This is a genomic window from Staphylococcus succinus, from assembly GCF_029024945.1.
Classification (GTDB): domain Bacteria; phylum Bacillota; class Bacilli; order Staphylococcales; family Staphylococcaceae; genus Staphylococcus; species Staphylococcus succinus.
The window spans coordinates 1,737,848-1,752,371 of the sequence record NZ_CP118976.1 but is presented as its reverse complement, the minus strand read 5'-3'; the positions used below and the strand labels follow the sequence as shown (position 1 = coordinate 1,752,371).

Here is a 14,524-nt window from a genome sequence, read left to right as displayed (position 1 = left end):
TAATAATCAGTGATGGTATAACAGTTATAATAAACCTCTTCATATTATCTTAATTTATTGAACCATGGTTGAGTCATGTAATGGATGAATCAATCTAAAGTTTAAAAATAAGATAGTGTACACTTTTTGAGTCTCTTTACATGAATACAATGTAAAGAGATTTTTTTTATGAAGGGAAGCGTAAAACATGGAAAATGAAACAATGTTCGAACGGACAGTCAAACCAGTATTAGATGTGCAAGATAGACCTAAATTTGGCCAATGGGCGTTTTTAAGTACGCAACACTTATTTGCTATGTTTGGTTCTACAGTACTGGTACCATTTTTAACAGGATTGCCGATATCATCTGCATTACTAGCATCAGGTATAGGAACATTGTTATATATATTAATTACAAAAGCTAAAATACCAGCTTACTTAGGTTCGAGTTTCGCGTTTATTACACCCATTATTACTGGCTTAAATTCTCACAGTTTGGGTGACATGCTAATGGCACTTTTTATGAGTGGTGTCATGTATGTACTCATTGGACTAGCTATAAGAATCAGTGGAACGAACTGGTTGATGCAGCTTTTACCTCCTGTAGTTGTAGGTCCAGTAATTATGGTTATTGGTTTGAGTTTAGCGCCAACAGCTGTAAACATGGCAATGTTTGAAAATGCTTCAGATATGAAAGGATATAATTTGAGTTATCTAGCTGTAGCTATGATTACTTTACTTGTCACAATAGCTGTACAAGGATTCTTTAAAGGATTCTTATCTTTAATACCAGTATTAATCGGTATTGTAACGGGCTATGTCTTGTCAATGTTCATGGGTTTGGTCAACTTTGCACCGATTATAAAAGCAAAATGGTTACAACTGCCGGAAGTGTATATTCCTTTTAAAGATTATACACCCTCGTTTCACTTAGGATTGATTCTTGTATTGATACCTATTGTATTTGTTACTGTGAGTGAGCATATTGGCCATCAAATGGTCATAAATAAAATTGTAGGAAGAAATTTTTTTAAGGATCCTGGATTAGATAAATCTATTATAGGTGATGGTGTTTCTACTATGTTTGCAAGTATTATTGGTGGGCCGCCGAGTACGACATATGGTGAAAATATTGGTGTCTTAGCAATCACAAAAATTTATAGTGTTTATGTTATCGGTGGTGCTGCGGTGATTGCAATTATCTTAGGATTTGTAGGGAAATTCACAGCACTTGTATCATCAATACCTACACCTGTAATGGGCGGTGTATCCATATTACTTTTTGGTATCATTGCGACAAGTGGCTTAAGAATGCTTGTTGAGAGCGAAGTGGATTTTGCTAGTAATCGTAACTTAGTTATTGCATCAGTCATACTTGTAATTGGTATCGGGAACTTAGTTTTCAACTTAAATGGTGTAGGTGTCAAACTCGAAATAGAAGGCATGGCACTTGCAGCGTTAGCAGGAATTATATTAAATCTGATATTACCGAAAGAAGCAGTAGCGACTAAATAAGTGAACATTGTATTATGAGGAGGCTGAACATGGATAATTTACTTTCAATGGAACATCTATCTACAAATGAAATTTATGAGTTAATTCAACGCGCAAGCGCTATAAAAAAAGGTGATCTAAAGCCTCAACGTTATGAAGATAAATTTGTAGCAAATTTATTTTTTGAAAATTCTACTCGCACTAAAAGTAGTTTCTTAGTAGCCGAACAAAAATTAGGACTAAAATTAATTGATTTTGAGACTAATACATCTTCAGTTCAAAAAGGTGAGTCATTATATGACACATGCAAAACTTTAGAGCAAGTTGGTGCAGATGTTCTCGTGATTAGACATTCACAGACTACATATTACGAAGAATTAAAATCACTTAACATCCCAATTATTAACGGAGGAGATGGCAGTGGCCAACATCCTACCCAAAGTTTATTAGACATTATGACAATATATGAAGAATATCAGTCATTTGAAGGACTCAATATCTTGATTTGTGGAGATATTAAAAATTCTCGCGTTGCTAGAAGTAACTTTCAGAGCTTATCTGCACTTGGCGCAAACGTGATGTTTTCAAGTCCTGAAGCGTGGAAGGATTGTTCACTTGATGCACCTTATGTTGACATTGATACAGTTATAGATCATATAGATATTGTTATGTTATTGAGGGTACAACACGAAAGACATGATAATGGAGAGAGCACAAGCTTTGAAGCAAATAACTATCATGAACAATTTGGGTTAACACAAGCAAGGTATGACAAATTACACAATCAAGCAATCGTAATGCATCCAGCTCCAGTAAATAGAGGTGTAGAGATTGATCACTCACTTGTAGAAGCATCAAAATCTCGCATTTTCAAACAAATGGAAAATGGAATGTACTTACGAATGGCTGTTATAGATTATATATTACAAACAAAAGGGGCAGAAACTAATGAAGTTATTAAATAATGCTAAGATTTTACAAAATGGTGAATTTAAAGAGGTTTCAATTTTAATCGAAGGTCAACACATAAAAAAAATCGCGCCAAAAATTGAAGTTGATGCAGAGATAGAAGTTATAGATGTTAAAGGTCAATTTGTTTCGCCAGGTTTAGTCGACGTGCACGTACATTTACGTGAACCGGGTGGGGAACACAAAGAAACGATAGAAACAGGTACTAAAGCAGCTGCTAGAGGTGGTTTTACGACGGTATGTCCAATGCCTAATACGCGTCCAGTACCTGATTCAGAAGAGAATTTAAAACATTTAAATCAATTAATAGAAGAAAACGCACAAGTAAGAGTTTTACCATATGCGTCTATTACAGTAAGACAAGCCGGTCAAACACATGTAGATTTCGAAGCACTTGCACAAAATGGCGCATTTGCCTTTACTGATGATGGTGTGGGGGTTCAACAAGCTAATATGATGTATGAAGCAATGCAAGCGGCAGCAAAAGTTAATAAAGCTGTTGTAGCGCACTGTGAAGACAATAGCTTAATTTATGGTGGAGCTATGCATGAAGGGCAACGCAGTAAAGCATTGGGCATACCTGGTATTCCTAATATTTGTGAAGCAGTTCAAATCGCGCGTGATGTACTTTTAGCTGAAGCGGCAGGTGCACATTATCATGTGTGCCATGTGTCGACGAAAGAAAGTGTCAGAGCCATTCGTGATGCTAAGAAAGCGGGTATTAAAGTCACTGCAGAAGTAACCCCACACCATCTGTTATTAACAGAAGATGATGTACCAGGTGATGATGCAATATACAAAATGAATCCCCCGTTAAGAAGCAAAGAAGATAGAGATGCATTATTAGAAGGTTTATTAGATGGCACAATTGATTGTATCGCAACGGATCATGCACCACATGCTGCTGAAGAAAAAGCGCAATCTATGACGAAGGCGCCATTTGGCATTGTTGGTAGTGAAACAGCATTCCCATTATTATATACACACTTCGTTAAAAATGGAGATTGGTCATTACAACAACTTGTTGATTATTTAACAATTAAACCAGCGCAAACGTTTGATTTACCTTATGGTAGGTTGGAAGAAGGTGGTTTAGCAGATTTAACAGTGATCAATCTAGATGAAGAAAGTGAAATCAAGGCAGAAGACTTTGCATCGAAAGGTAATAATACACCATTTATTGGATACAAAGTTTATGGAACTCCAGTATTAACATTAGTTGAAGGTGAAGTTAAATTTAAGGAGGAAAAATAATGTTGCAGAAACGCTATCTAGTATTAGAAGACGGAACATATTATGAAGGTTACCCATTGGGTTCAGATAAATTGACAGTGGGAGAAATTGTATTTAATACGGCAATGACAGGTTATCAAGAGACGATATCTGATCCATCATACACTGGTCAAATTATCACATTTACCTATCCATTGATTGGGAATTATGGTATTAATAGAGACGATTTTGAGTCACTTGTACCTACATTGAATGGTGTAGTTGTAAAAGAAGCGAGTGCACATCCTAGTAATTTCAGACAACAAAAAACATTGCATGAAGTATTAGTAGAATATGATGTTCCGGGTATTTCTGGCGTTGATACACGAAGTATCACGCGTAAAATCAGAAATTTTGGCGTTTTAAAAGCAGCATTTACAGATGATAAAGCAAGTATTACTCAAATCGTTGAGCAATTAAAATCTACAGAATTACCACGTAATGAAGTGACAACGGTATCGACGAAATCACCATATGTATCTTCCGGTTACGATTTGAGTGTTGTGTTAGTGGACTTTGGTAAAAAACAAAATATTGTTAGAGAGTTGAATACACGTGGTTGTAATGTGACGGTTGTACCATATGATACTTCTGCAGAAGCTATTATAAGAATGTCTCCAGATGGCGTCATGTTGTCAAATGGTCCTGGGGATCCCGAAGAAGTTCAAGTTGCTGTGGAAATGATTAAAGGCATCTTAGGACACATTCCATTCTTTGGTATTTGCTTAGGTCATCAATTATTTGCATTATCGCAAGGTGCTACCTCATTTAAAATGAAATTTGGACACAGAGGGGCCAACCACCCAGTTAAAGATTTGAAAACTGGAAAAATAGCACTTACGAGTCAGAATCATGGTTATGCAATAAATAAAGATTCGTTAATTGATACAGAACTAGAAGTGACACATATAGCTATTAATGATGGTACGGTCGAAGGTTTAAGACATAAAACATTACCAGCATTTTCAGTTCAATATCATCCTGAAGCATGTCCAGGACCTTCAGATTCCAATTATTTATTTGATGAATTTATTAAAATGATGAATGACCATAAAGCAAAGGAGCGTATCACAAATGCCTAAACGTAATGATATCAAAACAATTCTAGTTATTGGATCAGGACCTATTATTATTGGTCAAGCAGCAGAATTTGATTATGCAGGTACACAAGCTTGTCTCGCATTAAAAGAAGAAGGTTATCGCGTTATATTAGTGAACTCAAATCCGGCTACAATTATGACGGATACTGAAATTGCAGATAAAGTATATATTGAACCTTTAACACATGATTTTATTGCTCGAATTATACGTAAAGAGCAACCAGATGCACTTTTACCTACATTAGGTGGTCAAACAGGTTTGAATATGGCAATTCAGTTACATGATAGTGGTGTACTTGAAGCAAATAATGTGCAACTTTTAGGTACGAAGTTAGAATCTATTCAACAAGCTGAAGATAGAGAGTTATTCAGAACACTAATGAATGATTTAGAAGTAGCTGTACCAGAGAGTGATATTGTTAACACTGTTGAACAGGCATTTAAATTTAAAGAGCAAGTGGGATACCCACTTATCGTTAGACCAGCATTTACAATGGGAGGTACTGGCGGAGGTATCTGTCATAATGATAAAGAGTTAAAAGAGATTGTTTCTAATGGTTTACACTATAGTCCAGCAACGCAATGTTTAATTGAAAAATCAATTGCAGGTTTTAAAGAAATAGAATACGAAGTAATGAGAGATAAAAATGATAATGCAATTGTAGTATGTAATATGGAAAACATTGATCCTGTAGGTATCCACACAGGTGACTCAATTGTTGTAGCACCTAGCCAGACATTATCAGATGTGGAATATCAAATGTTACGTGATGTATCATTAAAAGTCATTCGTGCATTGGGCATAGAAGGTGGCTGTAACGTTCAATTAGCATTAGATCCTTATTCTATGGATTATTACATTATTGAAGTGAATCCTCGTGTTTCTCGCTCATCAGCATTGGCGTCTAAAGCTACGGGATATCCAATTGCTAAATTAGCAGCTAAAATTGCAGTAGGTTTAACGCTAGATGAAATGTTAAATCCAATTACAGGCACTTCTTATGCGGCATTTGAACCTGCGTTAGATTATGTCATCTCTAAAATTCCACGTTTTCCATTTGATAAATTTGGCAAAGGTGAACGTGTTTTAGGGACTCAAATGAAAGCTACTGGAGAAGTTATGGCAATAGGTAGAACATATGAAGAATCATTGCTAAAAGCAATACGTTCATTAGAGTATGGTGTACATCATCTTGGATTGCCTAACGGAGAAACATTTGATTTAGACTATATTAAAGCGCGCATTAATGATCAAGATGATGAACGTTTATTCTTTATAGGTGAAGCGATTCGTCGAGGTACTACCCTTGAAGAAATTCATGAAATGACAAAAATTGATTACTTTTTCTTAAATAAATTCCAACATATCATCAATATTGAACATAATTTAAAAGCGAATAAAGGAGATATAGATTATCTTAAATTTGCAAAAGATTATGGCTTTAGTGATCGTGTAATTGCGCATCGCTTTGATATGTCGGAAGAAGAAGTGTATGCATTAAGACAAGAACATGGGATTACACCGGTGTATAAAATGGTAGATACTTGTGCAGCAGAATTTGAATCTGCAACACCTTACTATTATGGTACATATGAACAAGAGAATGAATCCATCGTCACAGACAAAGAGAAGATATTAGTGCTTGGGTCTGGACCAATTCGCATCGGACAGGGTGTAGAGTTTGACTATGCAACTGTTCATGCAGTGTGGGCGATTCAACAAGCGGGTTATGAAGCAATTATTGTGAATAACAATCCTGAAACAGTATCAACTGATTTCTCAATTTCGGATAAGCTATATTTTGAGCCGCTTACTGAAGAAGATGTTATGAATATTATTGATTTAGAGCAACCTAAAGGTGTAGTTGTACAGTTTGGTGGACAAACTGCAATTAATTTAGCTGATAAACTCGAAAAACATGATGTGAAAATTTTAGGTACTTCATTAGAAGACTTAAATCGTGCTGAAGACCGTAAAGAGTTTGAGGCATTATTACACACAATTGATGTACCACAACCTAATGGGAAAACAGCAACATCGCCTGAAGAAGCGCTTGAAAATGCCAGAAATATTGGATACCCAGTAGTTGTAAGACCTTCATACGTTTTGGGTGGTCGTGCGATGGAAATCGTTAATAGTGATGCAGAATTAGAAAACTATATGAACGAAGCAGTAAAAGCAAGCCCTGATCATCCAGTACTGATAGATAGATATTTAACTGGGAAAGAAATCGAAGTAGATGCAATCTCTGATGGTGAAACAGTCATTATTCCAGGCATCATGGAGCATATTGAAAGAGCCGGTGTGCATTCAGGTGACTCTATTGCAGTATATCCACCCCAAACATTAACGCAAGCAGAGATGGAGACACTCGAAGATTTTACGATTCGATTAGCAAAAGGATTAAATATCGTAGGGTTAATCAATATCCAATTTGTAATTGCGCATGACGGCGTTTATGTACTTGAAGTGAACCCACGCTCAAGTCGTACCGTTCCATTTTTAAGTAAGATAACAAATATTCAAATGGCTCAACTAGCAATGCGAGCGATTATAGGTGAAAAACTACTTGATTTAGGATATAAAGCTGGTATTCAACCATATACTGAAGGCGTCTTTGTTAAAGCTCCAGTCTTTAGCTTTAATAAATTAAAAAATGTTGATATTACGCTTGGACCTGAAATGAAATCTACAGGTGAAGTCATGGGTAAAGATTTAACTTTAGAAAAAGCATTATTCAAAGGCCTTACTGCAAGTGGTATGGAAGTTAAAGACCACGGTACAGTATTAATGACAGTAAGTGATAAAGATAAAGATGAGGTTGTTAATATTGCGAGCCGTTTAAATGAAGTAGGCTACAAAATACTTGCAACTGAAGGTACTGCAAATAAATTAGCAGAACAGAATATTCCAGCTGAAGTCGTTGGTAAAATCGGTTACGAAGATGATTTACTTACACGTATACAAAATGGAGAAGTACAAATAGTAATTAATACAATGACTAAAGGTAAAGAATTTGAACGTGATGGTTTCCAAATCAGACGTTCCTCAGTTGAAAATGGCGTGCCTTGCCTGACATCTTTAGATACAGCTAATGCGTTAACAAATGTCATCGAAAGTATGACATTTACAATGAAAAATATGTAAAATCAAACAATTAAGACAAAGTGATAGTGTTTGATGAACTATTATTTTGTCTTAATTCAAATATTGAAAGTTATTAAATATGAGGTGTAGCATAAATTATGAATACTTTACCTATTATTGCCTTAGACTTTGATTCTTCTGAAGCAGTACATACGTTTTTAGACCAATTCGATGAGCCATTGTTTGTGAAAATAGGGATGGAACTCTTTTACCAAACTGGACCTGATTTAATTGCCTCTATTAAGGCGCGTGGTCACGATATATTCTTGGATTTGAAATTACACGATATTCCTAATACCGTTGGTAAAGCGATGGAAGGATTAAGCAAATTAAATGTTGATTTAGTAAATGTTCATGCAGCAGGTGGAACAGATATGATGAAACGTGCAGTTGAAGGCATTCGTAAATATAATGACAACATTCAAATTATTGCAGTTACTCAGCTCACTTCGACCACTGAAGAAGTGTTACACAATGAACAAAATATTCAAAGTTCAATTGAAGCAGCTGTGTTAAATTACGCACAATTAGCTAAGCAATCTGGATTAGATGGTGTCGTTTGTTCACCTTTAGAAACTTCATTACTCACGAATGCATTAGGTTCTGAATTTTTAAAAGTTACTCCAGGTATCAGACCAGAAGGTACAAGCGCTGATGATCAAAAAAGAATAACAACGCCACACCAAGCAAAAGCATTAGGGTCAACACATATCGTTGTTGGGCGTCCCATCACTAAGAGCGACAATCCAGTAGAAAGTTATCATAAAATTAAAGAAAGTTGGTTAAGTTAATATGGCAAAAAATATAGCAAAAGCATTATTAGACATTGAAGCAGTGTCTCTTTCACCTAATGAGCCGTTTACATGGAGTTCTGGTATTAAATCACCGATATATTGTGATAATCGAATTACATTAGGTTATCCATCCATTCGTCGTGAAATTAGAGACGGTCTTGCAGAATTAATTAAGACTAATTTTGGGGATGTTGAAGTATTGTCAGGTACTGCAACAGCGGGCATTCCACACGCTGCATATGTTTCTGAGTCATTAGATTTACCGATGAATTACGTGCGTTCTTCAAGTAAAAGTCATGGCAAACAAAATCAAATTGAAGGTGCACAGAGTAAAGGTAAAAAAGTAGTTGTAATTGAAGATTTAATTTCGACAGGCGGTTCTTCTATCACTGCTGTAGATGCCTTGAAAGAAGCTGGTGCAGATGTATTAGGTGTTGTAGCTATTTTTACTTATGGCCTTAAAAAAGCGGACGAGCAATTCACAGCAGCTAATCTTCCTTTCTATACTTTGAGTAATTATAATGAGCTAATTACTGTCGCAAAAGAAAATGGAGAAATTTCTGATAACGATATGACTACATTAGTTGATTGGAGAGATAACTTGTCATAATATAGAGTTGGAGGGGATATTATGACAAAGAACCCGGATGAAGCATATGACCATTTTGCGCATTTAAATAAATTTTTAAAAAAAGAAGACGACTATAGAGCACAAAAAACATACAATGAAGGTAATGAATTATTATCAAAATCAGCAGATAAAAATATTTATAAGAAATCAAAGTCTATTATTAAGCAAAAGGGGCATATTTGATTTTAAACCGCTAGTTATCACTGATGAATGAAAATAAAAAGGATAGTGAAAATGTATCAAGACATTTTCACTATCCTTTTTGTATATTCATCAGAAAAGTTGCGTAATGACCGCTTCGTGTATGCATAACTATATATACTACAAAGTTGAATGATAGATCAACGAATCATAATTTTTATAATAATATAACCAATGAGTAAGACGAGTGCAGCAATAAGTAATGGAATAATATAAAAAGACATAATTAATTAACCTCCCGATGTATTTATATACATTTTAACTGTAAATGTAATAAAGTGAAAGAAATTAAGAATAAACATAACAATCACAGGTTCGATTGAACATGATAAAAATAGGTGAGTTAGCATTTGTGAAATGCAATAGCAATCAAACAGACAGAAAAATGATATATTTAAAATATTTAAAATCGTCCATCCGTGTCTATTAATTTATTTTGTGAAAATTTTTTAAGAAACAACTTAAAACATTACATTTGTTTATTTTTATCTAAATAATATAAAAAGATAGGGTTATTTATACATAGGATTTATGACATATTTAGTTTATAATTTTAGAAATAATATGTAATTACTTTTCAAAGGCATAGGGGGCAGGGTTGAAAATGATACAACAATTATTTCGTAACCATACAAAAAATATTATCGTTTGTTTAATTGGATCATTCATTAGCGCGATTGCAGTTAACTGCTTTATCCTTGGATCTAATCTCGGTGATGGGGGCACAGTAGGTATATCTCTAGCTTTAAAATATGCCTTTGGTTTTTCACCTGCGTTAACATCATTAATTATTAATACTATTGTAATCATTGTAGGTTGGAAATTTTTAAGCAGAAGAACAGCGATTTATACATTCATATCTAATACTGCGATATCTATATTTTTAGATTTAACAGAAGGATGGAATACAGGTGTAGATAACTTTGTTGTTAATGCTACCTTTGGAGGTGTATTAGTAGGCATAGGGATTGGCTTAGTCATCGCATCCGGTGGAGTTATTGGGGGAACATCGGTAGTTGCGAAGATGTTAAATAAGTATTTCGATATAAAAACCTCTCAAGCTATATTTGTATTGGATGGACTGGTTGTACTCTCGTTTATTTTCGTACTTCCATTAACTAATGTATTATTTACAATCATTATGTTGTTTATCACGGAACGGGCAACTTCATTTATTATTGAAGGCTTTAATCCCAAAAAGGCAGTCACTATTATTTCTAGTCATAATGAAACAATAAGCGATAAAATTAATAGTTTTACTGGAAGGGGATCCACACTCCTAAATGGTAAAGGGGGTTATGGTAAAAATGAAACCAGTATGCTTTATGTTGTAGTACCACAATCACAAGTTACAAGAGTGAAAAAATTAGTGAATGAAGAGGATGAAAATGCATTTTTAGTAATACATGATGTACGTGATGTGTTAGGTAACGGATTTATGAATTTATCATAAATATGAGTTTGTCACGTAATCATAGTGTGGAATATATAATAATCACGTGTCAGTTATATATAGTTATTCGATTTTTAAGTAATGATGATTTATCCTAGTAAGTAAGACCAAGAAGGAGGATTTATTAATGGCAATACCTAAAATAACTACATTCTTGATGTTCAATGGAGAAGCGGAAGAAGCGATTAATTTATATGTAAATACATTTGAAGATGCAGAAATTTTAACATTAGTAAAATATAGTGAAAGTGATGATGCACCTACAGGCGCTGTTCAACATGCAATATTTAGACTTAAAGATCAAATATTTATGGCCATAGATAACGTAAATGGTGTGGATATTGATATGAACCCTGCAATGTCCTTATATGTAACGGTTGATAGCCCGTTAGAAATGGAACGCTTATTTAGTAAACTGAAAAGTGGTGGTGCAATATTAATGCCGAAAACAGAAATGCCACCGTTTAGAGAATTTGCATGGATTCAAGATAAGTTCGGAGTAAACTTCCAATTAGCGCTACCTAATCAATAATGTTAATTTAAAATAAAAAAGCTAGGATGTATAGCGTTTTGTTGATAATACTTAAACGCTATAGTCCTAGCTTTTTTAATTATGAATGGATTAAAAAGTTATTTAACTTTTAATTTTTGAATATGATCGTAATCTGGCGTAGCAAAAAGTGTTTTTTGATTATCGTAAGTTACAAAACCAGGTTTTGATCCTGAAGGTTTATGAACGTGTTTGATTTCAGTGTAATCTACAGGGATTTGGCCTGAATTGCCAGCCTTGGAAAAGTAGCCAGATAACATCGCAGCCTCTTTAATGGTTGTTTCGCTTGGATCATCATTTAGTATTACAACGTGTGACCCTGGAATATCTTTAGTGTGGAACCAAAGATGATTTTTTGAGGCTTTCTTATTTGTTAAATAATCATTTTGTTTATTGTTTTTACCTACGAGTATTGTGTCCCCGTCTGTTGATACATACTCTTGTAGTTGTATGGTTTGTTTCTTTTTCTTTTTACTTTGTTTGCGTTGTTTCATATAGCCTTGTTCTGCCAATTCATCACGAATATCATCTATATCGTCTACAGAAATATGTGCAAGTTGTTGGTCGATACTTTCAAAATAAGCAATATTTTCTTTAGTCAAATCAATTTGATGATGTAGTTCATGGGCTCTCGTTTTTAACTTGTTGTATTGCTTATAGTAGAGTTGAGCATTAACTGCAGGAGATTTCGTTGTTTTCAGAGGAATAGTTACTTCTTCACCGGTATAATAGTTAAGTGCAGTTACTTCTTTGTCGCCCTGTTTAATACGATAGATGTTGGCTGTGATTAATTCTCCATATAACTGCTGCAGTTCTTTATCTTTAGTGCCTTCTTGCTCATCCAACAGTTTACTTAGTTTATTTTGATACTTATGAAGTTGTTGTTGTACAAATTTCACTAAATCATTGGCGCGTTGTTTGACACGTTCTCTTTCGCCACGTGCATCATAATAGCGATCAAGTAAATCATGAAGAGAGTCATATAGAACAACGTCATCATAAAATTGATTTAATTGCATGAAATAAAAGTCTTCTTTACCTGTTTCGTGGTTTTTATGGAAGATTGGTGTAGCCGCTTCATTTGTTTCAGCCATCACTGTATCAAAAGCTTCTGGTAGCGTTTGAGCTGTCATAAATTGTTTGCGACTTACAATTTCATTTGTAATTAATGGACTGAAACCTTCAAATTGATCGAGTAATTGTCGTGCTATTTTTCCACTGTTAAAATCAATATATTTTAAAGCCTCGTCACCAGTGATATCATAGGGATTCACTTTGTTTTGTAACGGGGGTGTTTCATATTCAAACCCCGGCATAACCGTACGATATTGATTCGTATTAGGCGTTAAATGTTTAAATCCTTCAATAATTTTACGATTTTCATCAACGAGTACCAAATTACTATGTTTACCCATAATTTCTAAAATCATAGTACGATGTATTGTATCGCCAATTTCATCTTTGCTTTCAACATCTATCTCTACACGTCTATCATTACCAATTTGTCTAATTGCTTTTACAATACCACCTTCAAGATGCTTACGGAATACGCGAGCAAACATAGGGGGATCAAATGGGTTGTCATATTTTTTATTAGTGAGATGCATTCTAGTAAAACTAGGATGGATAGAAAGTAGAAGTTGATGATTTTTACGACTTTGACGAACAACGACAATCAGCGTGTCGTTTTCTGGTTGATTTATTTTGTGGATTCTACCGTCTACTAAAAATTGTAACGATTCCACCATTTTTCTTGTAAATAAACCATCGTATGCCATTACTATCAGCCACCTTATTTTTAGTCATTCATCATATTGTAACACGGCAAAAAGAATTGGTCATGGGCAAAGTTTGTACTAAGTATGCTATACAATCAAATGGTGATTGTGGTATCATGTGTTAATAATAGAAGTATAGCTTAGAGAGGTCGTAAGTCATGGATAATGAGAAAGGTTTGTTGATTGTACTATCTGGACCTTCTGGTGTAGGGAAAGGTACAGTTAGAAAGAAAATATTTGATGACCCATCCACATCTTATAAATATTCTATTTCAATGACAACACGTGATATGCGTGAGGGTGAAGTTGATGGCGTTGATTACTTTTTCAAAGCAAAGTCTGACTTTGAAGAATTAATTAAACAAGATCAATTCATAGAATATGCAGAGTATGTTGGCAATTATTATGGGACGCCTGTGCAGTATGTTAAAGACACTATGGATCAAGGTCATGATGTGTTTTTAGAGATTGAAGTCGAAGGTGCCAAACAAGTGCGTAAGAAGTTTCCAGATGCATTGTTTATATTTCTTGCTCCGCCAAGTTTAGACCATTTACGTGAACGATTAGTCGGTCGTGGTACAGAATCTGATGAAAAAATTCAAAGCCGTGTGCACGAAGCGCGTAAAGAAGTGGAAATGATGAACTTGTATGATTATGTTGTCGTTAATGATGAAGTTGATTTAGCCAAGCAACGTATTCAATCGATTGTAGATGCAGAGCATTTGAAAAGAGAACGCATTGAAGCAAAATATAGAAAAATGATATTGGAGGCAAAAAAATAATGTTATACCCACCATTAAACCAATTAACATCAAAGATTAACTCGAAATATTTAATTGCAACTACTGCTGCAAAACGTGCACGTGAAATAGATGAAAATCCAGAAACTGCATTGTTAAATAAATACAACTCAAAAAAACCCGTAGGTAAAGCTTTAGAAGAAATTGCTGACGGTGAAATTTATCCAGACGGTACAATAAAACTTTCTTAAGTAATTGAACGTTCACCTTGAAATACATTTATATAATTGAGATGGCATTAAATAAAGGTCTTTCAAGCGCACACCATGCAGAAGCAAGGTGTGCTTTTTTAATTTATCTATTAATTTGTGTATAATAATGAGTAATCACGCCAATAAACAACAGACAACTTAA

Annotated in this window: 13 protein-coding genes; 12 read left to right on the top strand and 1 reads right to left on the bottom strand. The window is 34.5% G+C overall.

The genetic code is table 11. The features are described 5' to 3' along the window. Positions 1 to 187: 187 nt before the first annotated feature. The 10 genes from PYW31_RS08495 (at position 188) to PYW31_RS08450 (ending at position 11,574) form a co-directional block, all read left to right on the top strand. A complete protein-coding gene (locus PYW31_RS08495; RefSeq protein ID WP_046836184.1) occupies positions 188 to 1,495 on the top strand; it encodes a uracil-xanthine permease family protein in 1,308 nt (435 codons plus the stop codon). A gap of 29 nt (positions 1,496 to 1,524) precedes the next feature. Next, on the top strand, positions 1,525 to 2,439 hold the full coding sequence (locus PYW31_RS08490; RefSeq protein ID WP_046836185.1) for an aspartate carbamoyltransferase catalytic subunit: 915 nt from the start codon (positions 1,525 to 1,527) through the stop codon (positions 2,437 to 2,439). Beyond that, a complete protein-coding gene (locus tag PYW31_RS08485; protein ID WP_046836186.1) occupies positions 2,423 to 3,697 on the top strand; it encodes a dihydroorotase in 1,275 nt (424 codons plus the stop codon). The genes PYW31_RS08490 and PYW31_RS08485 overlap by 17 nt, the downstream gene beginning before the upstream one ends. Continuing rightward, positions 3,697 to 4,797 carry a carbamoyl phosphate synthase small subunit gene (locus PYW31_RS08480; protein WP_046836187.1) on the top strand — a complete coding sequence of 367 codons (1,101 nt, stop codon included), beginning with the start codon at positions 3,697 to 3,699 and terminating at the stop codon, positions 4,795 to 4,797. The genes PYW31_RS08485 and PYW31_RS08480 overlap by 1 nt, the downstream gene beginning before the upstream one ends. Further along, positions 4,790 to 7,963: a carbamoyl-phosphate synthase large subunit gene (gene carB, locus PYW31_RS08475; RefSeq protein WP_046836188.1), complete on the top strand. Its 3,174-nt coding sequence runs from the start codon at positions 4,790 to 4,792 to the stop codon at positions 7,961 to 7,963. Before PYW31_RS08480 ends, carB begins: the two co-directional genes overlap by 8 nt. 98 nt (positions 7,964 to 8,061) lie before the next feature. Further along, entirely contained in the window at positions 8,062 to 8,754 is a 693-nt protein-coding gene (gene pyrF / locus PYW31_RS08470) for an orotidine-5'-phosphate decarboxylase (RefSeq protein ID WP_046836189.1), read from the top strand. Between the two features lies 1 nt (position 8,755). Further along, positions 8,756 to 9,367, top strand: coding sequence for an orotate phosphoribosyltransferase (gene pyrE / locus PYW31_RS08465; protein ID WP_046836190.1), 612 nt, complete (start codon positions 8,756 to 8,758; stop codon positions 9,365 to 9,367). A 21-nt stretch (positions 9,368 to 9,388) separates the two neighbouring features. Next, entirely contained in the window at positions 9,389 to 9,571 is a 183-nt protein-coding gene (locus tag PYW31_RS08460) for a hypothetical protein (protein ID WP_046836191.1), read from the top strand. A 616-nt stretch (positions 9,572 to 10,187) separates the two neighbouring features. After that, the gene (locus PYW31_RS08455) at positions 10,188 to 11,042 is read left to right on the top strand and encodes a YitT family protein (RefSeq protein ID WP_046836192.1); all 855 of its coding nucleotides are present in this window, start codon (positions 10,188 to 10,190) and stop codon (positions 11,040 to 11,042) included. Between the two features lie 127 nt (positions 11,043 to 11,169). Then, positions 11,170 to 11,574, top strand: a complete 405-nt coding sequence (locus PYW31_RS08450) for a VOC family protein (protein ID WP_046836193.1) — start codon at positions 11,170 to 11,172, stop codon at positions 11,572 to 11,574. 98 nt (positions 11,575 to 11,672) lie between these two features. On the opposite strand, the gene PYW31_RS08445 is transcribed toward PYW31_RS08450, so the two are convergent. Then, a complete protein-coding gene (locus PYW31_RS08445) occupies positions 11,673 to 13,370 on the bottom strand; it encodes an Rqc2 family fibronectin-binding protein (protein ID WP_046836194.1) in 1,698 nt (565 codons plus the stop codon). A gap of 158 nt (positions 13,371 to 13,528) precedes the next feature. Between PYW31_RS08445 and gmk the strand changes: the two genes are divergently transcribed. Both gmk and rpoZ read left to right on the top strand, forming a co-directional pair. Further along, the gene (gene gmk / locus PYW31_RS08440) at positions 13,529 to 14,152 is read left to right on the top strand and encodes a guanylate kinase (protein ID WP_046836195.1); all 624 of its coding nucleotides are present in this window, start codon (positions 13,529 to 13,531) and stop codon (positions 14,150 to 14,152) included. Then, positions 14,152 to 14,361: a DNA-directed RNA polymerase subunit omega gene (rpoZ, locus tag PYW31_RS08435; protein ID WP_046836196.1), complete on the top strand. Its 210-nt coding sequence runs from the start codon at positions 14,152 to 14,154 to the stop codon at positions 14,359 to 14,361. Before gmk ends, rpoZ begins: the two co-directional genes overlap by 1 nt. Positions 14,362 to 14,524 lie beyond the last annotated feature (163 nt).